At 70.4% G+C, this 23,743-nt stretch carries 19 protein-coding genes; 12 read left to right on the forward strand and 7 right to left on the reverse strand.

The window, feature by feature from the left end:
• The 3 genes from sepF to JF597_RS45175 form a co-directional block, all read left to right on the forward strand.
• Positions 1-137, forward strand: a 137-nt coding sequence (sepF, locus tag JF597_RS45165) for a cell division protein SepF (RefSeq protein WP_294010845.1), incomplete at its 5' end; no start/stop codon positions are given.
• Positions 138-190: 53 nt separating this feature from the next.
• Entirely contained in the window at positions 191-475 is a 285-nt protein-coding gene (locus JF597_RS45170) for a YggT family protein (protein ID WP_046729537.1), read from the forward strand.
• Positions 476-530: 55 nt separating this feature from the next.
• A complete protein-coding gene (locus tag JF597_RS45175) occupies positions 531-1,805 on the forward strand; it encodes a DivIVA domain-containing protein (RefSeq protein WP_294010786.1) in 1,275 nt (424 codons plus the stop codon).
• A gap of 310 nt (positions 1,806-2,115) precedes the next feature.
• Here JF597_RS45175 and ileS read toward each other — a convergent pair whose 3' ends face one another.
• Complete coding sequence (gene ileS, locus JF597_RS45180; RefSeq protein ID WP_294010788.1) at positions 2,116-5,259, reverse strand: isoleucine--tRNA ligase; 3,144 nt, start codon at positions 5,257-5,259, stop codon at positions 2,116-2,118.
• Positions 5,260-5,852: 593 nt separating this feature from the next.
• On the opposite strand from ileS, the gene JF597_RS45185 reads away from it, so the two are divergent.
• From JF597_RS45185 to JF597_RS45210, 6 genes are all read left to right on the forward strand, one after another.
• Positions 5,853-6,701, forward strand: coding sequence for a TraR/DksA C4-type zinc finger protein (locus JF597_RS45185; protein WP_294010791.1), 849 nt, complete (start codon positions 5,853-5,855; stop codon positions 6,699-6,701).
• Between the two features lie 66 nt (positions 6,702-6,767).
• Entirely contained in the window at positions 6,768-7,382 is a 615-nt protein-coding gene (gene lspA, locus JF597_RS45190) for a signal peptidase II (RefSeq protein ID WP_294010793.1), read from the forward strand.
• Positions 7,383-7,448: 66 nt separating this feature from the next.
• Positions 7,449-8,393, forward strand: coding sequence for an RluA family pseudouridine synthase (locus JF597_RS45195; RefSeq protein ID WP_294010795.1), 945 nt, complete (start codon positions 7,449-7,451; stop codon positions 8,391-8,393).
• On the forward strand, positions 8,390-8,860 hold the full coding sequence (locus tag JF597_RS45200) for a GNAT family N-acetyltransferase (protein ID WP_294010798.1): 471 nt from the start codon (positions 8,390-8,392) through the stop codon (positions 8,858-8,860). Before JF597_RS45195 ends, JF597_RS45200 begins: the two co-directional genes overlap by 4 nt.
• A 56-nt stretch (positions 8,861-8,916) precedes the next feature.
• On the forward strand, positions 8,917-10,503 hold the full coding sequence (locus JF597_RS45205; protein WP_294010800.1) for a Na+/H+ antiporter: 1,587 nt from the start codon (positions 8,917-8,919) through the stop codon (positions 10,501-10,503).
• A gap of 191 nt (positions 10,504-10,694) precedes the next feature.
• Positions 10,695-11,435: an SDR family oxidoreductase gene (locus tag JF597_RS45210; RefSeq protein WP_294010802.1), complete on the forward strand. Its 741-nt coding sequence runs from the start codon at positions 10,695-10,697 to the stop codon at positions 11,433-11,435.
• Between the two features lie 27 nt (positions 11,436-11,462).
• Here JF597_RS45210 and JF597_RS45215 read toward each other — a convergent pair whose 3' ends face one another.
• Positions 11,463-12,581 (reverse strand): mechanosensitive ion channel domain-containing protein, encoded by a 1,119-nt coding sequence (locus JF597_RS45215; protein WP_294010847.1) that lies wholly within the window; start codon positions 12,579-12,581, stop codon positions 11,463-11,465.
• Positions 12,582-12,703: 122 nt separating this feature from the next.
• On the opposite strand from JF597_RS45215, the gene JF597_RS45220 reads away from it, so the two are divergent.
• A complete protein-coding gene (locus tag JF597_RS45220; protein WP_294010805.1) occupies positions 12,704-13,273 on the forward strand; it encodes a dienelactone hydrolase family protein in 570 nt (189 codons plus the stop codon).
• Positions 13,274-13,280: 7 nt separating this feature from the next.
• Here JF597_RS45220 and JF597_RS45225 read toward each other — a convergent pair whose 3' ends face one another.
• The 4 genes from JF597_RS45225 to JF597_RS45240 form a co-directional block, all read right to left on the reverse strand.
• Entirely contained in the window at positions 13,281-14,951 is a 1,671-nt protein-coding gene (locus JF597_RS45225) for an alkaline phosphatase D family protein (RefSeq protein WP_294010807.1), read from the reverse strand.
• 94 nt (positions 14,952-15,045) lie between these two features.
• The gene (locus JF597_RS45230) at positions 15,046-15,888 is read right to left on the reverse strand and encodes a thioredoxin domain-containing protein (protein ID WP_294010810.1); all 843 of its coding nucleotides are present in this window, start codon (positions 15,886-15,888) and stop codon (positions 15,046-15,048) included.
• Positions 15,889-15,971: 83 nt separating this feature from the next.
• Positions 15,972-16,664, reverse strand: coding sequence for a hypothetical protein (locus JF597_RS45235; protein ID WP_294010813.1), 693 nt, complete (start codon positions 16,662-16,664; stop codon positions 15,972-15,974).
• 67 nt (positions 16,665-16,731) lie between these two features.
• Positions 16,732-18,081, reverse strand: coding sequence for a DUF2252 domain-containing protein (locus JF597_RS45240; RefSeq protein ID WP_294010816.1), 1,350 nt, complete (start codon positions 18,079-18,081; stop codon positions 16,732-16,734).
• Between the two features lie 276 nt (positions 18,082-18,357).
• Here JF597_RS45240 and dnaE point away from each other — a divergent pair, with 276 nt between their 5' ends.
• Positions 18,358-21,897, forward strand: coding sequence for a DNA polymerase III subunit alpha (gene dnaE, locus JF597_RS45245; protein WP_294010819.1), 3,540 nt, complete (start codon positions 18,358-18,360; stop codon positions 21,895-21,897).
• A gap of 109 nt (positions 21,898-22,006) precedes the next feature.
• Here dnaE and JF597_RS45250 read toward each other — a convergent pair whose 3' ends face one another.
• A complete protein-coding gene (locus JF597_RS45250; protein ID WP_294010822.1) occupies positions 22,007-22,183 on the reverse strand; it encodes a hypothetical protein in 177 nt (58 codons plus the stop codon).
• A 220-nt stretch (positions 22,184-22,403) separates the two neighbouring features.
• Here JF597_RS45250 and JF597_RS45255 point away from each other — a divergent pair, with 220 nt between their 5' ends.
• Entirely contained in the window at positions 22,404-23,627 is a 1,224-nt protein-coding gene (locus JF597_RS45255) for an NYN domain-containing protein (protein ID WP_294010825.1), read from the forward strand.
• Positions 23,628-23,743 lie beyond the last annotated feature (116 nt).

Genomic DNA, 23,743 nt, shown 5'->3' on the forward strand with positions numbered 1-23,743 from the left:
CCGGTTTGGTGTTTGGTCTTCACGGCAGCATCGAGCGGGTGACGCAGAAGGTGTTCCTGTTGTCGCCTGCTAACGTCGATGTCACGGCGGAGGACAAGGCCCGCATCGCAGAGGGCGGGTTCTTCAACCAGAGCTGAGACGCAAGACCGGATATGAGGCACGGAAACAGGGGAGAGGGAAAGCACGGACCATGAGCGTGTTCCTGGATGTGATCTACATCGCGCTGATGTGCTTCCTCATCGTGCTCATCTTCCGGTTGGTCATGGACTACGTGTTCCAGTTCGCCCGCTCATGGCAACCCGGCAAGGCGATGGTGGTCGTACTTGAGGCCACCTACACTGTCACCGATCCACCGCTCAAGCTTCTGCGGCGGTTCATCCCGCCGCTGCGTCTCGGGGGCGTGGCGCTCGACCTGTCCTTCTTCGTACTGATGATCATCGTCTACATCCTGATCGCGATCGTTGGTCGGCTGTGATGAGCGATGTGACCTACCGTCTTGCCGATGCCGACGACTACGTTGAGGTGAAGAGATGCCGTTGACCCCCGAGGACGTGCGGAACAAGCAGTTCACGACCGTCCGCCTCCGAGAAGGCTATGACGAGGACGAGGTCGATGCCTTCCTCGATGAGGTCGAAGCCGAACTGACGCGCCTGCTCCGCGAGAACGAGGACCTGCGCGCCAAGCTGGCCGCGGCCACGCGTGCTGCTGCCCAGAACCAGCAGAACATGCGCAAGCCTCCGGAGCCGCAGGACCAGCAGGGCGGCATGCCTCAGGGTGGGATGCCGCAGCAGGGCATGCCGCAGCAGGGTATGCCGCAGCAGGGCATGCCTCAGGGCGGTATGCCGCAGCAGGGCATGCGAGGTCCCGGCGCTCCGGTGCCCGCCGGCATATCGGGCCCGCCGCAGCAGCAGATGGGTGGCCCCATGGGCGGTCCCCCGCAGCTGCCGAGCGGCGCCCCGCAGCTGCCGGCCGGTCCCAGTGGCCAGGGCGGTCCGCAGGGTCCCGGTCCGATGGGCCAGGGTCCGATGGGCCAGGGCCAGGGTCCGATGGGCCAGGGCCCGGGTCCGATGGGTCAGGGCATGGGCCAGGGTCCGATGGGCCAGGGCATGGGCCCGATGGGTGGCCAGCCCCCCATGCAGCAGCAGATGGGTGGTCCGATGGGCGGCCCCATGGGCGGTCCGATGGGCGGCCCCGGTCAGGGCCCTGGTGGCGACAGCGCCGCCCGCGTCCTCTCGCTGGCCCAGCAGACCGCCGACCAGGCGATCGCCGAGGCCCGCTCCGAGGCCAACAAGATCGTCGGCGAGGCCCGCAGCCGCGCCGAGGGTCTGGAGCGTGACGCCCGTGCCAAGGCCGACGCGCTGGAGCGGGACGCGCAGGAGAAGCACCGCGTCGCCATGGGCTCCCTGGAGTCCGCGCGCGCCACGCTGGAGCGCAAGGTCGAGGACCTGCGCGGCTTCGAGCGCGAGTACCGCACGCGTCTGAAGTCGTACCTGGAGTCGCAGCTGCGTCAGCTCGAGACCCAGGCCGACGACTCCCTGGCGCCGCCGCGCACCCCGGCCGCGGCCTCCCTCCCGCCGTCCCCGGCGCCCTCCATGGCCCCGGCCGGCGCGAGCGCCCCGTCCTACGGCGGCAACCCGTCGATGGGCGGCGGCCCGTCCCCCGCTGCCCCGTCCTACGGCGGCCAGCAGCAGATGACGCCGGCGATGACCCAGCCGATGGCACCGGTACGCCCGCAGGGCCCCTCTCCGATGGGCCAGGCGCCGTCCCCGATGCGCGGCTTCCTCATCGACGAGGACGACAACTGACGGCGGGCGCGTAGCGCGCGTAGCCGTCGGCAGAGCACAAGAGCGGGGCCCCGGATTCCCATCCGGGGCCCCGCTCTTGTGCACGGATCGCCCCCCCAGACACACTCAGGACACCCCCAGGCGCGAGAGGCCGACCGCCCGAAAGGGGCGCGGGGAACCGCGCACGCTCCGGGCTGTGGCTCGCGGGTGTGAGGGGGCGGCCCCTCGAAAGGGGCGCGGGGAACCGCGCACGGTGGCTGTTCCGGCCCGCGTCTGCGAGGAGGGGCCCGATCCCCGCGTGGAGACCGGGCCCTCTCGGACAGGCCGGCGGCTACGCCTTGCGCAGGCGGAACGTCAGCGAGAGCCCCTCGTCGGTGAAGGGATCGCCGTAACCGTCATCCCCCTCGCCCTGGGAGAAGTCGGTCGCCAGCACCTCGTCGGCGATCAGCACAGCATGTTCCGCCAGCGCCGCGATCACCGCCGGATCGGTCGACACCCACCTGAGCGCGATCCGGTCCGCCACATCCAGCCCGCTGTTCTTGCGCGCCTCCTGGATCAGCCGGATCGCGTCCCGGGCGAGCCCGGCCTGCCGCAGCTCCTCCGTGATCTCCAGGTCGAGCGCCACGGTCGCCCCGGAGTCCGACGCCACCGACCAGCCCTCGCGAGGCGTCTCCGTGATGATCACCTCGTCCGGTGCGAGCGTCACGGTCTCGCCGTCTACCTCGACCGACGCCGTGCCCTCGCGCAGCGCCAGCGACAGCGCGGCCGCGTCCGCCGCGGCGACCGCCTTGGCGACCTCCTGCACCCGCTTGCCGAACCGCTTGCCCAGCGCCCGGAAGTTCGCCTTCGCGGTCGTGTCGACCAGCGAGCCGCCCACGTCGGAGAGGGACGCCAGCGAGGAGACGTTCAGCTCCTCGGTGATCTGCCCGTGCAGCTCCGCGTCGAGCGCGTCGAAGCCGACCGCCGCGACCAGCGCCCGGGACAGCGGCTGCCGCGTCTTGACACCCGACTCCGCGCGCGTGGCCCGGCCGAGCTCCACGAGCCGTCGTACCAGAACCATCTGCTTCGACAGCTCCGGGTCGATCGCGGACAGGTCGGCCTCCGGCCACGTCGCCAGGTGCACCGACTCCGGGGCGCCCGGGGTCACCGGCACCACCAGGTCCTGCCACACCCGCTCGGTGATGAAGGGGGTCAGCGGGGCCATCAGCCTGGTGACGGTCTCCACGACCTCGTGCAGCGTGCGCAGCGCGGCCTTGTCGCCCTGCCAGAACCGGCGCCGCGACCGGCGGACGTACCAGTTGGACAGGTCGTCGACGAACGCCGACAGCAGCTTGCCGGCGCGCTGGGTGTCGTACGCCTCCAATGCCTGCGTCACCTGGTCGGTGAGCGCGTGCAGCTCGGAGAGCAGCCAGCGGTCCAGGACCGGGCGGTCGGCCGGGGCCGGGTCCGCCCCGCTCGGCGCCCAGTTCGACGTGCGGGCGTACAGCGCCTGGAAGGCGACCGTGTTCCAGTACGTCAGCAGCGTCTTGCGGACGACCTCCTGGATCGTGCCGTGCCCGACCCGGCGGGCCGCCCACGGGGAGCCGCCGGCCGCCATGAACCAGCGCACCGCGTCCGCGCCGTGCTGGTCCATCAACGGGATCGGCTGCAGGATGTTGCCCAGGTGCTTGGACATCTTTCGGCCGTCCTCGGCGAGGATGTGCCCGAGGCAGACCACGTTCTCGTACGACGACTTGTCGAAGACCAGCGTGCCGACGGCCATCAGCGTGTAGAACCACCCGCGCGTCTGGTCGATCGCCTCGGAGATGAACTGCGCCGGGTACCGGCCCTCGAACAGCTCCTTGTTCTTGTACGGGTAGCCCCACTGCGCGAACGGCATCGAACCCGAGTCGTACCAGGCGTCGATGACCTCCGGCACGCGCGTGGCCGTCCTGCCGCAGCCGTCGTGGCGGCAGGCGAAGGTGACCGCGTCGATGAACGGGCGGTGCGGGTCCAGCTCCGACTGGTCGGTGCCGGTCAGCTCGGTCAGCTCCGCGCGGGAGCCGACCACGGTGAGGTGGTCCTCCTCGCAGCGCCAGATCGGCAGCGGGGTGCCCCAGTAGCGGTTGCGGGACAGCGCCCAGTCGATGTTGTTGTTGAGCCAGTCCCCGTACCGGCCGTGCTTGACGGTCTCCGGGAACCAGTTCGTCTTCTCGTTCTCCGCGAGCAGGCGGTCCTTGATCGCCGTCGTGCGGATGTACCAGGACGGCTGCGCGTAGTAGAGCAGCGCGGTGTGGCAACGCCAGCAGTGCGGGTAGCTGTGTTCGTACGGCAGGTGTTTGAAGAGGAGGCCGCGCTGCTTGAGGTCCTCGGTGAGCTGTTCGTCGGCCTTCTTGAAGAAGACGCCGCCGACCAGGGGCACGTCCTCCTCGAAGGTGCCGTCCGGGCGGACCGGGTTCACCACCGGCAGGCCGTAGGCACGGCAGACCCTGAGGTCGTCCTCGCCGAAGGCGGGGGACTGGTGCACCAGACCCGTACCGTCCTCGGTCGTGACGTACTCCGCGTTCACGACGTAATGCGCCGGTTCCGGGAACTCTACGAGCTCGAACGGACGTTGATAGGTCCAGCGCTCCATGTCGGCGCCGGTGAAGGTCCGGCCCGTGGTCTCCCAGCCCTCGCCGAGCGCCTTGGCGAGAAGCGGCTCGGCGACGACGAGCTGCTCCTCGCCGTCGGTCGCGACGACGTAGGTGACCTCCGGGTGCGCGGCGACCGCCGTGTTGGACACCAGGGTCCAGGGGGTGGTCGTCCACACCAGGAGCGCGGCCTGGCCGGCGAGCGGACCGGAGGTGAGCGGGAAACGGACGTACACGGAGGGGTCGACGACCGTCTCGTAGCCCTGTGCCAGCTCGTGGTCGGACAGGCCGGTGCCGCAGCGCGGGCACCAGGGGGCGACGCGGTGGTCCTGGACCAGCAGGCCCTTGTCGAAGATCGTCTTCAGCGACCACCAGACCGACTCGATGTACTCGGGGTCCATCGTGCGGTAGGCGTCGTCCAGGTCGGTCCAGTACCCCATGCGGGTCGTCAGCGCCTCGAAGGCGTCGGTGTGACGGGTCACCGACTCCCGGCACCTGGCGTTGAACTCGGCGATGCCGTACTTCTCGATGTCCGGCTTGCCGCTGAACCCCAGCTCCTTCTCGACCGCGAGCTCGACGGGCAGACCGTGGCAGTCCCAGCCGGCCTTGCGGGCCACGTGGTAGCCGCGCATGGTGCGGAAGCGGGGGAAGACGTCCTTGAAGACGCGCGCCTCGATGTGGTGGGCGCCGGGCATGCCGTTGGCGGTGGGCGGGCCCTCGTAGAACACCCACTCGGGGCGGCCCTCGGACTGCTCCAGGGTCTTGGCGAAGATCTTCTGCTCGCGCCAGAAGTCGAGCACGGCGTGCTCGAGGGCGGGCAGGTCGACCTGGGCGGGCACCTGGCGGTACGTCGGCGCTGTCATCTGCGAGCTTCCTCCAACGGACTTGCTGCCTTCCGTCGGAGGGACGAGAGCCTTGTCCTGCATACGCCGTGTGCGGCGCGCTCCCGCGGTACCACCCTCCTTGGCCCTCCGGACGCCGTACGCGCCGGTGAGCCCCCTCATTGGGGTCGCGAAGCCGGCTCTACTGGCCCGTGCGGGGCGTTCTTCCGGCGGCTCCGGGGTGATCTTCACGTCGCGCTCGCCCCCGGGCTCCCACCGTCCCCGGGTCGCTCTGGGCTGCGTACGCCGCTACTCGTCCCCATCCACGCTTCTCGCTCCGCCCAGTGTACGGCGCCGCACGGACAGCGGCCGACCGGTTTTCCGGCCGCCGCCGGGGCGGAGCGGTCCACCTGCCGAGATGACCCGAATGGCGCGGTACGCGTGTTCGCATCCTGGGATGTCCGGCTCGGCGGATTACCGCGCGGGGAGCTGGGCACAACGGATGCATACCTGCTGCGTGGGGGGTGCGGGGCAGGCGGATCGGGCGGCGTGCCCCGTTGCCGCGGGACTCGAGTCGATTTATCGTCCCAGCACGATTCGCGTGCAAGATCACAATATGTGAAGGGGCTGCGGCCATGGTGGCGAAGAAGACCGCCGTACAGCAGCCGGCGCCCGGCCGGTCCAGGGGCACGGCTGCCCCCGACGGCGACACCGAAGGGGGCGGCGGAAAGCAGAGCACGCGCGCGACAGCGGCGGCTCCTTCCAGGAAAACACCGGGTGAAAAGGGTTCCGCCGGGAAAGAGTCCGCGAAGAAGCGGCCGGTGAGGAAGGCGGCCGAGAAGAAGGCCGCCGCGAAGAAGGCCGACGGGGCGACGTCGGAGAAGGCGGAGAAGAGCGCGTCCAGGACCGCGGCGACGAAGACCGCGGCGGAGAAGAGCACGGCCAAGAAGAGCACGGCCAAGAAAGCGGGCGCGGCGCGGGCCGCGAAGCAGACGGGAGCCACGACGGTGGTTGCGAAGAAGACTCCTGGCACGGCCACGGCGGCGGACACCGCCCTCCCCAAGGCGCGGGTCGCCACAGCGCCTCCGGGTGAACTCGCGGTGCGGCCCGGCGAGGACCCGTGGACGCCTGAGGAGGTCACCGAGGCGCGCACCGAGCTGACGGCCGAGGCGATGCGGCTGCGCGCCGAGCTCGATGCGTCCGAGAGCGCCCTGGCCGGGCTGATGCGGGACTCCGGGGACGGTGCGGGTGACGACCAGGCCGACACCGGCACCAAGAACATCACCCGCGAGCACGAACTGGCGCTGGCCGCCAACGCGCGCGAGATGCTCGAACAGACCGAGCGCGCCCTGCAGAAGCTCGACGCGGGCACCTACGGCCTCTGCGAGAACTGCGGAAACCCCATCGGCAAGGCGCGGATGCAGGCCTTCCCGAGGGCCACCCTGTGCGTCGAATGCAAGCAGAAGCAGGAACGCCGCTACTGAGCATCGGGGTCCCCGGGGGCGTGCCGTAGTCTCGTCCCGAGCAGGCACCTAGGTTGAGGGACTCACGTGGCAGAGGCGGAACGCATCATCGGTACGCCGGGCACCCCGGACGACGGCGGCGAGCGGACGGCGGCGCCCGGCGCGTCCGAGGCCACCGGTGCGGATCAGCAGTCCACCGCGGAACGGCGGCCCGGCCGCGGGCGCCGGATCGCCGTGCTCTTCGCGGTGGCCGCCTTCGCGTACGCCCTCGACCTGGTCAGCAAGATGATCGTGGTCGCGAAGCTGGAGCACCACGCGCCGATCGAGGTCGTCGGCGACTGGCTGGAGTTCCACGCGATCCGCAACCCGGGCGCGGCCTTCGGCTTCGGCGGCGCCTTCACGATCATCTTCACGGTGATCGCGGCGGCCGTGATCGTCGTGATCTTCCGGCTGGCCCGCAAGCTGTACAGCTTCCCCTGGGCGGTCGCCCTCGGCCTGCTGCTCGGCGGCGCGCTCGGCAACCTCACCGACCGGATCTTCCGCTCGCCGGGGATCTTCGAGGGCCAGGTCGTCGACTTCATCGCACCCAAGGGCTTCGCGGTGTTCAACCTCGCCGACTCCGCGATCGTCTGCGGCGGCGTCCTGATCGTGCTGCTCTCCTTCCGCGGCCTGGACCCCGACGGCACCGTCCACAAGGACTGAGGGCGCCTCGAGGGGCTTCAGGGGCGTGCGTACGGTGCCGTCGGCGCCGTCCGGCATACTCGACGGGTGAGTACGCTTCCCGAGATCCGAACCCTGCCCGTGCCCGACGGCCTGGAGGGCGAGCGTGTCGACGCCGCCATCTCCCGCATGTTCGGCTTCTCCCGCACCAAGGCGGCCGAGCTGGCCGCGGCGGGCAAGGTCCAGGTCGACGGCTCGGTGGTCGGCAAGTCCGAACGGGTGCGCGGCGGGGCCTGGCTGGAGGTCGAGATGCCGGGGGCGCCCGCGCCCGTGCAGATCGTCGCGGAGCCCGTCGAGGGCATGGAGATCGTGCACGACGACGAGGACGTGGTCGTGATCGTCAAGCCGGTCGGCGTGGCCGCGCACCCCTCGCCGGGCTGGACCGGCCCGACCGTGATCGGCGGTCTGGCAGCCGCCGGCTACCGCATCTCCACCTCCGGCGCCGCCGAGCGCCAGGGCATCGTGCACCGCCTCGACGTCGGCACGTCGGGCCTGATGGTGGTCGCCAAGTCGGAGCGGGCGTACACCTCGCTCAAGCGCCAGTTCAAGGAGCGCACGGTCGACAAGCGCTACCACACGCTCGTGCAGGGCCACCCCGACCCGACCAGCGGCACCATCGACGCCCCGATCGGCCGCCACCCGCAGCACGACTACAAGTGGGCGGTCACGGCCGACGGCAAGCCCTCCGTGACCCACTACGACCTCATCGAGGCGTTCCGCGCGGCCTCCCTGCTCGACGTGAAGCTGGAGACCGGCCGCACCCACCAGATCCGCGTCCACATGGCCGCCCACCGCCACCCCTGCGTCGGCGACCTCACCTACGGCGCCGACCCGACGCTCGCCAAGCGGCTGCGCCTGACCCGCCAGTGGCTGCACGCCGTCCGGCTCGGTTTCGAGCACCCCGCGGACGGCGAGTGGGTCGAGTTCGCCAGCGACTACCCGGCCGATCTGCACAAGGCGCTCGACCAGGTCCGCGAGGAGACCTACGGATGAGCACGCGCGCGTACGCGGTGCGGGTCGCCCGGGACCCCGCCGACCTGGAGGCGTGCTTCGCGGTGCGCAAGCAGGTCTTCGTGGCCGAGCAGGGCGTCCCCGAGGACCTGGAGTACGACGAGTACGACCCCGTCGCCGTGCACGTCCTGGCGGTCCGCGAGGACGGCGTACCCCTCGGCACCGGCCGCCTGCTGTACGGCGAGGTCGCCGCGGCCAAGACCGGCGGCGACCCGTCCCTCGGCTCCCTGGGCCGCCTCGCGGTCGCCGCGGAGGCCCGCGGCCTCGGCGTGGGCGTCGCCCTGGTCCGGGCCATCGAGGAGGCCGCACGCGCGCATGGCCTGACGGCGGTGGACCTGCACGCGCAGACCCACGCGCTGGGCTTCTACGAGCGGCTGGGCTACGAGCCGTACGGGCCGGAGTACGAGGAGGCGGGCATCCCGCACCAGGGGATGCGCAGGGTTCTGTAGCCGGCATGGCAGGCTGGAGGCCCGCTGTGTGATCGTCTACACCCGGAGCGCTCGCCGTGGATCAGTTGGCCCTTCTGTTCGTGCTGCTGCTCGGGGCCTTGGTGAGTGTTCCGATCGGGGACCGGTTCGGACTGCCGGCACCCGTGCTGATGACCTTGTTCGGGATCGTCCTCGCGGTCGCCGACTTCGTGCCGAACGTGAACATCCCGCCCGAGCTGATCCTGCCCGGCCTGCTGCCGCCGCTGCTCTACGCCGCCGTACGGCGGACCTCCTGGCGGCAGTTCACGGCCAACAAACGGCCGATCTTCCTGCTCGCCGTGGCCCTGGTCTTCGTCACCACGCTGTGCGTGGCCGTCGTCGCCAACGCGGTCGTGCCCGGTCTGCCGATCGCCGCCGCGATCGCGCTGGGCGCGCTGGTCGCCCCGCCCGACCCGGTCGCCGCGACCGCCGTCGCCGGACAGCTCGGGCTGCCGCGCCGGCTGGTGTCGATCCTGGAGGGCGAGGGCCTCTTCAACGACGTCACGGCCATCGTGCTCTACCACGTGGCGATCGCGGCCGTGGTCAGCGGCACGTTCTCGCCGTGGCGCGCCGGGCTGGACTTCCTGCTGTCCGCCGTGGTCGCGGTCGTCGTGGGGCTGGTGCTCGGCTGGGGCGCGAACAAGCTGATGGACGTGCTCGGCGACGCGACCCTGCAGATCGGCCTGACCCTGATCGTCCCGTACGCCTCCTACGTCATCGCCGAGGAGCTGCACGGCTCCGGCGTCCTCGCCGTCCTCACCACCGCGCTGTTCATCGCCGAGTACGCGACCGACGCCGACGACGTCATGACCCGGCTCGCCGGATACACCTTCTGGGACATCGTCGACACGCTCGTCACCGGCGTCGCGTTCGGGCTGATCGGCCTGGAACTGCACAACGCGATCCGCACGGCGTCCGGCCGCTGGGGCGAGCTGCTCGGCTGGGCGGCCGCGATCGTGGGCGTGGTGGTCGTGGTGCGGCTGGTCTGGCTGCTGCCGGCGACCTGGCTGACCAAGCGGCTGCACGCCCGGCGGGACTACGACGAGGAGATCCCGACCAGCTGGCGGGAGACCATCGTGATGTGGTGGTCCGGAATGCGCGGGGTGGCCTCGGTGGCCCTGGCCCTGGCCATTCCCCTGAAGACGGACGACGGGTCGGCCTTCCCGGACCGGAACGAGATCGTCTTCATCGCCTTCGGTGTGATCGTGGCGACCCTGGTCCTCCAGGGGCTGACCCTGCCCTGGCTGGTGAAACGGCTGGGCGTACGGGCCGACACCGGCCGCGAGAAGGAGATCGAGAAGGAACTGGCGGTACGGGCGGCGAAGGCGGCACGGCGGCGCCTGAAGGAGATCGAGCAGGTCGAGGAGCTGCCGGAGGACGTGACGGAGCAGATGCTGCGGCGGGCCTTCGAGATCGGGTTCCGGATCAGTCCCGACGTCGTGGAGGACGAGCGGCGGGAGGGCCACGACAAGCGGATGCGGCGGCTGAAGCGGTTGCGGCGGATCCAGCAGGAGATGCTGAGCGCGGCGCGGCACGAGGTGCTGGCGGCGCGGAGCGAGCCGGGGGCGGATCCGGAGATCGTGGACCGGGTGCTGCGGCATCTGGACGTGCGCAGCCTGCGCTGAGCGCTTCGCGCCGGGTGCCGTCGTACGTCTGCGGCGCCGTCGTGGCTGGTCGCGCAGTTCCTTCCCCAGCCTTCGGCCGGGGGCACCCCCAGGCCCCCCCCCGGGGGCGCTGTACAGCAGCGGTCATACAAGTACATGTCGGCTGTGGACAGTCGCAGGCGCCGTCGGCTTCGTCCTCGTAGTCTCGGATCATGGCTCGGAACATTGTGATCAGTGGTGGAGGAACCGGCATCGGGCTCGCCGCGGCGCGGGTGTTCGCCGGGGACGGGGACCGGGTGCTGCTGCTCGGGCGGCGCAGGGAGGTGCTGGAGAAGGCCGGGGTGCCCGGGGCGGAGGTGTACGCCGCCGATCTGGCCGAACCCGAGCAGGTGCGCGAGGTCGCGCGGTTCGTCGCCGAGGAGTTCGGCACCGTGGACGTGCTCATCCACAGTGCCGGGGGGAACGCGGCGTTCGCGCCCGGCGCGGAGGCCGGTGACCCGCTCGACGCCGTCGCCCGTGTCTGGAGCGGCAACTTCCGGCAGAACACGCTGACCGCCGTGCTGCTCACGGAGGCGCTGAAGGACCGGCTCGCCGACCCCGGCGGGCGGGTGCTGTTCCTGAGCTCCATAGCGGCCTTCCGGGGCTCGGGAACCGGGTCCTACGCGGCGTCCAAGGCCGCCCTGCACCCCTACGCCCATGACCTGGCCCGGCAGCTGGGGCCGCGCGGGGTCACCGTGAACGTGGTCGCGCCCGGATATGTCGAGGACACCGAGTTCTTCGGCGGCCCCGTCGACGAGGCCCGGCGGGAGCGGCTCGTCGCCGAGACGTCCACGGGGCGGGCCGGCATCCCCGGTGACGTCGCCGCCACCCTGCACTGGCTGGCCTCCCCGGCCGCCGGGCACGTCACCTCGCAGATCGTCCAGGTCAACGGCGGCGCCGAACGCGGCCACTGAGGGCGCGGGGCGAGGAGAGCGGAGCGGTCAGAGGGGGCCGGTGTAGGGCCGCTCGTGCAGGCGCCGGTTGGCGCCGGCCGCCACCCCGTCCTGGGAGGGGATGATCCCGCCGGGCGGCAGGACCGCGTCGGCCGTGTTGACCCGGGGCAGGGCGTAGGGGTGCTCCGCGCACAGCCAGGTGATCATCTGCTCGCGGACGGTCACCCGGACCGTCCAGATGTCGTCCGCGTCCTTGGCGGTCACCAGCGCCCGGACCTGCATCGTGTTCGGTGTGGAGTCGGTGACCACCAGACCGTAGGCCCGCCCGTCCCAGGCCGGGCACGCGCGCAGGATGTCCTGGAGCTTGTCCCGCATGGCCTCGACCGGTGCCGAGTGGTCGACGTGCCAGTAGACGATCCCCGTCATTTGCGGGGTGCCCCGCGACCAGTTCTCGAAGGGTTTGGAGGTGAAGTACGACACCGGCATGGTGATCCGGCGCTCGTCCCAGGTCCGCACCGTCAGAAAGGTCAGGGTGATCTCTTCCACCGTGCCCCACTCGCCGTCGACCACGACGGTGTCACCGAGGCGCACCATGTCGCCGAAGGCGATCTGCAGACCGGCGAACATGTTCGCCAGCGTGGACTGGGCGGCCACACCGGCGACGATGCCGAGGACTCCGGCGGAGGCCAGCAGCGAGGCGCCGGCCGTGCGCATCGCCGGGAAGGTCAGCAGCATCGCCGCGACGGCCACCACGCCGACGACCGCCGTCACCACCCGCATGATCAGCGAGACCTGGGTGCGCACCCGGCGGACCCGGGCCGCGTCGTGGTGGGCGCGTGCGTAGCGGTCGTAGGTCGACTGCACGACGGCCGCCGCGATCTGCACCACCAGCCAGGCGGCCGACCCGATCAGTACCAGGGTCAGGACCTGGCCGACGGCCACCCGGTGCTCCAGGATCAGTTCGGCCTGGTCGTAGGAGCCTCTGAGCAGGGCCGCGCACAGCACCAGCTGGTAGGGGATGCGGCCGCGGCGCAGCAAGCCCCACAGCGGCGTCTCGCTGTGCCGTGCGTCGGCCTTGCGCAGCAGTAGATCGGTCGCCCAGCCGATCAGCAGGGTGAGGACGACGGCGCCGCCGAACACGATCAGCGGGCGGAGTACGTTCTCCATCTCCATGGATCCGAACGTAACCGGATTTGCGGGGTCCTGAACATGTCGACCGGTGAGAAGGACGTCACGGTCCGAGGCGGAGGGAGGTCGGTGCCCCCGGCGGAGGCTGGCACCATGGGCGCATGAACATCATGCTCTTTCACTCGACCTATGGGCTCAGGCCCGCGGTGCGCGAGGCCGCGGACCGGCTGCGTGCCGCCGGGCACGAGGTGTGGACGCCGGACCTGTTCGAGGGGCGCACGTTCGACACGGTCGAGGAGGGCATGGCGTTCAACGAGTCGATCGGCAAGGACGAGCTGCTGAAGCGGGCCGTGCTGGCGGCGGCGCCGTACTCGGAGCGCGGGCTGGTGTACGCGGGGTTCTCGCTGGGCGCCTCGATCGCGCAGACGCTGGCGCTGGGCGACGAGCGGGCGCGGGGGCTGCTGCTTCTGCACGGCACGTCGGACATCGCGCCCAGCGCCTCGGTGGACGACCTGCCGGTGCAGCTGCACGTGGCCGAGCCGGACGCCTTCGAGACGGACGACTGGCTCAGCGCCTGGTACCTGCAGATGGGCCGGGCCGGCGCCGACGTGGAGGTCTACCGGTACCAGGGAGCCGGTCACCTCTACACCGACCCCGGTCTGCCGGACTACGACGAGGAGGCCGCCGAGGCCACCTGGCGGGTGGCGCTCGGCTTCCTCGACACGCTGTAGGAGACGGTTACACCGGGTCGTAGGTGCGCTCGACCTTCTGGGTGCCGCTGCGGGTGCGGTACGACCGCTCCCAGGACGAGGTGGCGTCGGCCTTCGTCTTGTCGGAGAGGACGTAGTAGTCCATCTGCGCCCGCGCGGCCGTGATGTCCAGGATGCCGTAGCCGTGCCGGTCCGTGTCGACCCAGTGCACGTGGCGGTTGGCCAGCTGGATGACGGGGGCGGCGACGGCGGAGACGACGCCGGGGGAGACCTTCAGGATGTCGTCGAGGTTGTCGGAGGTCACCGAGGTGACCACGAACTCGGTGGCGGCCGAGGCGGACAGCGGGTAGGTCCCGGCGTCCACGGGTACGTCGTTGGCCCAGGCCATGTGGATGTCGCCGGTGAGGAACACCGTGTTGGTGATCGCGTTGGAGCGCAGGTGGGCCAGCAGCTCGCGGCGGTCGTCGGTGTAGCCGTCCCACTGGTCGGTGTTGAGGGCGAGGCCGTCCTGGGGCAGGCCGAGCAGCTTGGCGAGCGGCTTGAACAGATCGGCGGAGAGCGAGCCGATGGCGAACGGCGAGATCATCACCGAGTTGCCGACGAGCCGCCAGGTGGTGTCGGAGGCCTTGAGACCGGCCTTGAGCCAGTCGAGCTGGGCGCGGCCGGTGATGGTGCGGTCGGGGTCGTCGACCGAGCCGCTGCCCGTGGACACCTGCTGGGAGCGGAAGGAGCGCAGGTCGAGCAGGGAGAGGTCGGCGAGCTTGCCGAAGCGCAGCCGGCGGTAGGTGGTGCCCGCGATGGCCGGGCGGACCGGCATCCACTCGAAGTAGGCCTGCTTGGCGGCGGCCTGACGGGCCGTCCAGGTGCCTTCGGCGCCCTCGGTGTGGTTCTCGGCACCGCCGGACCAGGAGTCGTTGGCGAACTCGTGGTCGTCCCAGATGGCGATGACCGGCGCCTTGGCGTGCAGGGCCTGCAGATCGGTGTCGGTCTTGTACTTGCCGTGCCGTATGCGGTAGTCGGCGAGCGTGATGATCTCGTGGGTGGGCGCGTGCTCGCGGACCACGGTGTCGCGGGTGCCGTACTCGCCGGTGCCGTACTCGTAGATGTAGTCGCCGAGGTGCAGCCAGGCGTCGAGGTCGCTGCGCGCGGCCAGGTGCCGGTAGGAGGCGAAGTAGCCGGCCTCCCAGTTGGCGCAGGAGACCACGCCGAAGCGCAGGCCGGAGACGGTGGCGTCCGCCGCGGGCGCGGTGCGGGTGCGCGCCACCGGTGAGTCCGTGGAACCGGCCGAGAAGCGGAACCAGTAGTCGGTGGCCGGGGCGAGGCCGCGGATGTCCGCCTTGACGGTGTGGTCGGATGCGGCGGTCGCGGTGGTGGAGCCCTTGGAGACGACGTTCGTCAGCGCCTTGTCGGTGGCGACGACCCAGCTGACCTCGGTGTTCGGGCCGACCCCGGAGCCCGGGGTCGCGTCGGCGGTCGGCGTCACCCGGGTCCACAGCAGGATGCCGTCGGGGAGCGGGTCGCCGGAGGCGACGCCGTGCAGGAAGGCGGGCGCGTCCGTGGCGGCCCGGGCCGGCAGCGCGGCGGCCAGCGGTGCGGCCAGGACAGCGGTCGCCGCCGCGGCCTTGACGACCGTACGGCGGCGGGGGGAGAGGGAGTGTGCACTCTCGGAAGACTGTATTGATCTGTTTCGACTGGTCACGAGCGCTCAGGTTACTGACCAGTATGAACAAGAGCAGGCGAACTGACCAAAGTTCGCCTGCTCTTCACGTGGAGCCGGGAATTCCGCTCGGGCGTCAGGCCTTGAGGGCCGCGTCCACCACGGAGTTGAAGGCGTCGACCGTCATCGGCGGGTTGCCGCTGGAGTCGGCCGTCAGGATCTTGCCGTTCATGACGAAGCTCGGAGTGCCCGTGACGCCGTCCTTGTTGGTGTCCCAGGTCTTCGACATGGCCAGCGCCCAGGCGTCGTACTTGCCGGAGTTGACGTCCGCCTGGAAGGACTTGTTGTCCTTGAGCGCCGGGACGGTGTTGGCGACCTCGATGAGGTAGCTGTCGCTCTTGAACTTGTCGGTGGACTCGTCCGGGTGCCACTTCTTCGAGTACAGGGCGGTCTTGTACTCCAGGAAGGCCTCGTCGCTGACGTTCAGCGCGGCGCCCATGGCGGCCATGGCGTTCTTGGAGCCCTCGCCACGGGAGCCGATCCGGCCTTTGCCGAGCGAGTCGCCGTCGAGGAACGTGCCTCCGATGTACTGGATCTTGAACTTGCCGTCGTCGATGTCCTTCTTGACCGTCGAACCGACGGTTTGCTCGAACTGGGCGCAGATCGGGCAGCGCGGGTCCTCGTAGACCTTCAGGGTCTTCTCGGCGGTGGACTTGCCGATGATGACGGTGGTGCCGTCGGTGCCCGTGGTGTGGGCCGGGGCGACGACCTTCTCGTCCTTCACGGCCTCCCAGTGGCTGGGCTTGTTGGCCTGGACGACGGCGTAGCCTATGCCGCCAGCCGCAGCCAGCACGGCCACGACCGAGCCGGCCACGATGGCCTGCCGCCTGACCTTGGCGCGCTTGGCCTGCTTCTCGCGTTCGGCGCGCAGCCGTTCCCGGGCCGCGTTCTTGGCAGCTGCGCTGTTCCGCTTGCTCATGTCGGTGATCTCCATAGGGGACGCGCACGTGTCGTACGCGGGATACGTGTGGGGGACTCGTCGTGCTCGGGCGGGCGGGGCGCTCAGGCGAAGGGCAGGGCGAGCGCCCCGGCGCACGGCGGTCCGCGCCGTCCCAGGGAGTGCACGAGGAGCAGGTCGCGGACGGCGGCCGGGTGCGGCGCCGTCCGCGGCAGCCGTCGTACCGGAGCCGGCCGGGCCGTGCCCGCGGCGGCCGCGAGGAGCAGCGGGCGGAAGGTGGTGGCGGCGACCGCGCGCAGCAGCTGGGTCAGGGCGCGCTCGCCGCGGCGCAGCCAGGCGGCGGCGAGCAGCCCGACGCCGACGTGCGCGGCGAGCAGCAGCCAGGCGGCGGCCGGGTCGGCGTGCGCGAGGGCCGCGGCGGCACGGGAGCCGCCGGTCATCCGGGCCAGCGGGGTGCCCACCGTGCCGCCGTGGCAGAGCACGTCGAAGCCGACCGCACGCAGCGGGCCGGCGATGGGGCCGCCCGCCCGGCCGTAGCAGGCGTGCTGGCCGGTGGTGAAGACCGTGTCGGCGGCCAGCTCCAGCGGGATCAGCAGGGCCGCGATCCGGCCGAAGCCGCGCTCGCGGCCCGCCAGCGCGTACGCCGTGCCGAACACGCCGGCCGCGACCGCGGCCACCGTCGTGAACGGCAGCGGGGCCCGGGACAGCAGCACGTGCGACGCGGTGCTGAGCGTCACGACGAAGGCCGTGAACAGCGCCGCGCGCACGGCTCTGAGCTGGGTCCCGGATATGTCCATAGCGGTGGAGAGTCTGTCACGTACTCATGTAAGGGACCCCTAAAAAGGCCCTGAGAATCGGCGAAGGTTACAGCCCTGGAATGCGGCCGTTGCGGAAGAGGTCGACGAAGATCTGGTGGTCGGCACGCGCGCGGGCGCCGTAGCTGTGCGCGAACTCGGTGAGCAGGCCGGCGAAGCCGTCCTCGTCGGCCGCGATCGCCGCGTCGATGGCCCGCTCGGTGGAGAACGGCACCAGGGACTCGCCGGAGGTGTCGTCGGCCGCCGAGTGCATGGACGCCGTGGCCCGGCCGAGGTCGGCGACGACCGCCGCGATCTCCTCCGGGTCGTCGATGTCGCTCCAGTCCAGGTCCACCGCGTACGGCGACACCTCGGCGACCAGCTGCCCCGCGCCGTCCAGCTCGGTCCAGCCCAGCCACGGGTCGGCGTGCGCCTGGAGGGCGCGCTGCGAGATCACCGTGCGGTGGCCCTCGTGCCGGAAGTAGTCCCGGATCGCCGGGTCCGTGACGTGCCGGGAGACGGCCGGGGTCTGGGCCTGCTTGATGTAGATCACCACGTCGTTCTCCAGGGCGTCCGTGGCGCCCTCCAGGAGGATGTTGTACGACGGCAGGCCGGCCGAGCCGATGCCGATGCCCCGGCGGCCGACGACGTCCTTCACGCGGTAGGAGTCCGGACGGGACAGCGACGCCTCCGGGAGCGTCTCCAGGTAGCCGTCGAAGGCCGCGAGCACCTTGTAGCGGGTCGCCGCGTCCAGCTCGATGGAGCCGCCGCCGGAGGCGAAGCGGCGCTCCCAGTCGCGGATCTCCGTCATCGAGTCCAGCAGCTCGAAGCGGGTCAGCGAGCGGGCCGCGCGCAGCGCGCCGAGAAGCGGGCCCTCGGCGGTGTCCAGGGTGAACGGCGGCACCTCGTCGCTCTTCGCGCCGGTCGCCAGCGCACGGATGCGCTCGCGGTACGCATCCGCGTAGACCTCGACCAGCTCGGTGATCTGCTCGTCGCTGAGCGCCTTCGCGTACCCGATCAGTGCGATGGAGGCGGCGAAGCGCTTCAGGTCCCAGGTGAACGGGCCGACGTAGGCCTCGTCGAAGTCGTTGACGTTGAAGACCAGGCGGCCGTTGGAGTCCATGTAGGTGCCGAAGTTCTCCGCGTGCAGGTCGCCGTGGATCCACACGCGCGAGGTGCGCTCGTCCAGGTACGGGCCGGTGTATATCCGGCCGCCGCCCAGCCCGGCGTGCTCCGCGTCCAGGTCGTGGTAGAAGAGCGCGGCCGTGCCCCGGTAGAAGGCGAACGCCGAGGCCGCCATCTTCCGGAACTTCACGCGGAACGCGGCCGGGTCGGCGGCCAGGAGCTCGCCGAAGGCGGTGTCGAAGACGGCGAGGATCTCCTCGCCGCGCTGCTCGCCGTTGAGCTGGGGGACCGACATCGCTGGGTGCCTCCTGGTACGGGTGATGCCTGACATGTGGCACGGATCTCTCGCCGGGACCAACGTGCGAAGGTCCGCGGGAGTGCCCGCTTTCTTCGCATGAAGGTACGCGGGGCAGCCCGCCCGGTGTCAGTGCCGAGGCATAGGATTCCGCTGTCCCACCAGACTGTCCGCAGCCGGTCGGAAGATCGTCGACGCCCGCCCACCCGTCACCCGACCACCGCCCCTCAACGAGGCGCTTCGCGCCGCACCTGATTTATTTCGGAGGCCGAAACCGTGTCAAAGCCGCCCTTCACGCACCTGCACGTCCACACCCAGTACTCGCTGCTGGACGGTGCCGCGCGGCTCAAGGACATGTTCAACGCCTGCAACGAGATGGGCATGACCCATATCGCCATGTCCGACCACGGCAACCTGCACGGGGCGTACGACTTCTTCCACTCCGCGAAGAAGGCCGGGGTCACCCCGATCATCGGGATCGAGGCGTACGTCGCCCCCGAGTCGCGGCGGAACAAGCGCAAGATCCAGTGGGGCCAGCCGCACCAGAAACGGGACGACGTCTCCGGTTCCGGCGGTTACACCCACAAGACGATGTGGGCCGTGAACAGCACGGGGCTGCACAACCTCTTCCGGCTCTCCTCGGACGCGTACGCCGAGGGCTGGCTGCAGAAGTGGCCCCGGATGGACAAGGAGACCATCGCCCAGTGGTCCGAGGGGATCGTCGCCTCCACGGGCTGCCCCTCGGGTGAGGTCCAGACCCGGCTGCGCCTCGGCCAGGAGGAGGAGGCCCTCAAGGCCGCCGCCGACTACCAGGACATCTTCGGCAAGGACCGCTACTTCCTGGAGCTGATGGACCACGGCATCGACATCGAGCACCGGGTCCGCGACGGCCTCCTGGAGATCGGCCGGAAGCTCGGCATCCCGCCGCTGGTGACGAACGACTCGCACTACACCTACGCGCACGAGGCGACCGCCCACGACGCCCTGCTGTGCATCCAGACCGGCAAGAACCTCTCCGACCCGGACCGCTTCAAGTTCGACGGCACCGGCTACTACCTGAAGTCCACGGACGAGATGTACGCCATCGACTCCTCGGACGCCTGGCAGCAGGGGTGCGCCAACACGCTCCTGGTCGCCGAGATGGTCGACACCACCGGCATGTTCGAGGCCAGGAACCTCATGCCGAAGTTCGACATCCCCGACGGCTACACCGAGGTCACCTGGTTCAAGGAGGAGGTCCGCCGGGGCATGGACCGCCGCTTCCCGGGCGGGGTCCCCGAGGACCGGCAGAAGCAGGTCGAGTACGAGATGGACGTCATCATCCAGATGGGGTTCCCGGGCTACTTCCTCGTCGTCGCCGACTTCATCATGTGGGCCAAGAACAACGGCATCGCGGTCGGCCCCGGCCGAGGCTCCGCGGCCGGTTCGATCGTCGCCTACGCGATGGGCATCACCGACCTCGACCCGATCCCGCACGGCCTGATCTTCGAGCGGTTCCTCAACCCCGAGCGCGTCTCCATGCCCGACGTCGACATCGACTTCGACGAGCGCCGGCGCGTCGAGGTGATCAGGTACGTGACCGAGAAGTACGGCGCGGACAAGGTCGCCATGATCGGCACCTACGGCAAGATCAAGGCCAAGAACGCGATCAAGGACTCCGCGCGCGTGCTGGGCTACCCGTACGCGATGGGCGACCGCATCACCAAGGCCATGCCCGCCGACGTCCTCGGCAAGGGCATCGACCTGGACGGCATCACCAACCCCACGCATCCCCGGTACAACGAGGCGGGCGAGGTCCGGGGGATGTACGAGAACGAACCGGACGTGAAGAAGGTCATCGACACCGCCAAGGGCGTCGAGGGCCTGGTCCGGCAGATGGGTGTGCACGCCGCCGGCGTGATCATGTCCAGCGAGACCATCACCGAGCACGTCCCGGTGTGGGTGCGGCACACCGACGGCGTGACCATCACGCAGTGGGACTATCCGAGCTGCGAGTCGCTCGGCCTGCTGAAGATGGACTTCCTGGGCCTGCGCAACCTCACGATCATGGACGACGCCGTCAAGATGGTGAAGTCCAACAAGGGCGTCGACATCGACCTCCTGGCGCTCCCGCTGGACGACCCGACGACCTTCGAACTGCTCCAGCGCGGCGACACCCTCGGTGTCTTCCAGTTCGACGGCGGCCCCATGCGTTCGCTGCTGCGCCTGATGAAGCCCGACAACTTCGAGGACATCTCCGCCGTGTCGGCGCTGTACCGGCCGGGCCCGATGGGCATGGACTCGCACACGAACTACGCGCTGCGCAAGAACAAGCTCCAGGAGATCACCCCGATCCACAAGGAGTTGGAGGAGCCCCTCGAAGAGGTCCTCGCGGTCACCTACGGTCTGATCGTCTACCAGGAGCAGGTGCAGAAGGCCGCCCAGATCATCGCCGGCTACTCCCTCGGCGAGGCCGACATCCTGCGCCGCGTGATGGGCAAGAAGAAGCCCGACGAACTGGCCAAGAACTTCACGATCTTCCAGGCCGGCGCCAAGAAGAACGGCTACAGCGACGAGGCGATCCAGGCCCTGTGGGACGTGCTGGTCCCGTTCGCCGGCTACGCGTTCAACAAGGCGCACTCCGCCGCGTACGGCCTGGTCTCGTACTGGACCGCCTATCTCAAGGCGAACTACCCGGCCGAGTACATGGCCGCGCTGCTGACCTCCGTCAAGGACGACAAGGACAAGTCGGCGATCTACCTCAACGAATGCCGCCGCATGGGCATCAAGGTGCTCCCGCCGAACGTCAACGAGTCGGTGCACAACTTCGCCGCGCAGGGCGACGACGTGATCCTGTTCGGCCTGGAGGCCGTGCGCAACGTCGGCACCAACGTCGTCGAGTCGATCATCAAGAGCCGCAAGGCCAAGGGCAAGTACGCCTCCTTCCCCGACTACCTCGACAAGGTCGAGGCCGTCGCGTGCAACAAGCGCACCACGGAGTCGCTGATCAAGGCGGGCGCGTTCGACACTCTCGGGCACACCCGCAAGGGCCTCACCGCCCAGTACGAACCGATGATCGACAACGTGGTCGCGGTCAAGCGCAAGGAGGCCGAGGGCCAGTTCGACCTCTTCGGCGGGATGGGCGAGGAGGAGAGCAGCGAGCCCGGCTTCGGACTGGACGTCGAGTTCACCACCGAGGAGTGGGACAAGACCTATCTGCTCGCCCAGGAGCGGGAGATGCTCGGTCTGTACGTCTCCGACCACCCGCTCTTCGGCCTGGAGCACGTGCTCTCCGACAAGGCCGACGCGGGCATCGCCCAGCTCACCGGCGGCGAGCACGCGGACGGCGCGGTGGTCACCATCGGCGGCATCATCTCGGGCCTCCAGCGCAAGATGACCAAGCAGGGCAACGCCTGGGCGATCGCCACCGTGGAGGACCTCGCGGGCTCCATCGAGTGCATGTTCTTCCCGGCGACCTACCAGCTGATCTCGACCCAACTCGTCGAGGACGCGGTCGTGTTCGTCAAGGGGCGCCTGGACAAGCGTGAGGACGTGCCGCGCCTGGTGGCGATGGAGCTGGCGGTCCCCGACCTGTCCAACGCGGGCACCAACGCGCCCGTGATCCTCACCATCCCCGCCACCCGGGTCACCCCGCCGATGGTCAGCCGCCTCGGTGAGATCCTCAGCCACCACAAGGGCGACAGCGAGGTCCGGATCAAGCTCCAGGGTCCGACCAAGACGACCGTGCTGCGCCTGGACCGGCACCGGGTGAAGCCGGACCCGGCGCTGTTCGGCGACCTCAAGGTGCTGCTCGGCCCGTCCTGCCTGGCCGGATAGGGCCCCGGCTCCCGGCCGGCCGTACACGCGCGGAAGGGGCGCACCCGCAACGGGTGCGCCCCTCCTGCGTGCCCGGGCTTCAACGGCCCGGCGGAACCTGGGGGTCCGCTCAGTTGTGGCCGAAGCTCTTCTGCTTCTTCCGGGCAACGTCGGCGGGGCTGCCCTGGATGTGCGACACCGGCGATTCCTGGGACTCGCTCTGCGCGCGCTGCCCGTGCTCGTGGGGCTGCTCGGCGTGCGGGGTGCGGGCCTGGGAGCCGCCCTTGCGGTTCTTGTTCTTGGCCATGGTGATCTGCCTCCTGTGGGGGATCTAGGGGCCGAATTCAGATTCACATAGGCTGACAACAGGCGCATTTCGGATAATTACCGTCTGTAACAGGGCTTGTCGGAGAGCAAGGGCCCGAAACGCCACGCCGAAGATCGAGTTCGGGCCGTTAACCCCCGCGTGGTCGGGCAGACTCGAAGGAAGCCCCGAAAGCAAACCTCCCGGAAAGAGGGTGAGTCGCGTGGACCGCTGCATCGTCCTGGTGGACGCCGGGTATCTGCTGGGTGCCGCCGCCAGTCTCCTCGCCGGTGAGCCCTCCCGATCCCGCATCACCGTCGACCACGCCGCGCTGATCCAGGCGCTGCGCGACCGCGCGGAGTCCGACACCGAGCGTCCACTGCTGCGCATCTACTGGTTCGACGGCGCCCCCGACCGTGTCCCGCAGCCGGAACACCGCCGGCTGCGGGTGATGCCCCGGGTGACCGTCCGGCTGGGGGCCCTGACCCGCAGCGACGGACGCTGGGCGCAGAAGGGCGTGGACGCGGCCATGCACGCCGAGCTGACCGAACTGGCCAGGAACGGGGCCTGCTCCGACGTCGTCCTGGTGACCGGCGACGGGGACCTGCTGCCGGGCATGATGGCCGCCAAGGAGCACGGGGTCGCCGTGCACCTGTGGGCCGTGCAGGCGGCCGACGGCGACTACAACCAGTCCGAGGACCTGGTCGCCGAGGCCGACGAGCGGCGGGTGCTGGACCGGGCGTGGATCACCCAGGCGGTGCGGGCCAAGGAGCTGACCGCGGTCTGTGCGCCGCCGCCGGTGCCGCGGCCGGAGATCGCCGCGATCCTCTCGGCGCCGCTGCCCGAGTCGTCGCTGTCCTCGGCCCCCGAGCCGGGGACCGAGGACGTGGACCGGGCGCCCGCGGCGAGCGTCGTGGAGAACGGGGCGCCGGAGCGGGTGCCGGCGCCCAAGGGAGTGCCGACGCCCAAGGATCTCGCCGCACTGCGGGCACCGGGCGCCCAGTCGGTCCAGCACCCGGCGACCACGGCCACCCTGCGGTGGTCCTCCGACAAGGGGTGGGTGGACCGGCCGGGGGTCGCGGCGGAGCCGGCGGAGGCGGCTTCCATGCCGACGCTGGCGCAGTTGACCACCGCGGAGCAGCGGTGGGCCGACCGCGAGGAGGACATCACGACCGTAGGCGGGGACCCCTACGAGGTCGGTCAGGTGTTCGCCCGGCGGTGGATGTCGCGGCTCGGGGACCAGGTGCATCTGCAGAAGCTGTCCGGGATGTATCCGCGGATTCCGCACCGGATCGACGGGGAGCTGTTGCGGTACGCGGCCCGGTTCGGGTTGCTGGCCCACAAGGACGACCAGATCGACGAGAATGACCGGTACGCCATTCGGGCGGGGTTCTGGAGAGAGTTCGACGTGCCGGCGGGGGCCGGGGAGCATGCGTCGGCGGAGTGAGAGAAGGGGACCGCGGTGGTGATTTCGGCTGCGGGTGGGTGGGGGCTGGTCGCGCAGTTCCTCACGCCCCTCAGGGGGCGCTGCACCGCGCGGAGTCGCGAGCAGAGGCGCCCCAA

The organism is Streptomyces sp. (genome assembly GCF_019510245.1).
Lineage (GTDB): Bacteria > Actinomycetota > Actinomycetes > Streptomycetales > Streptomycetaceae > Streptomyces.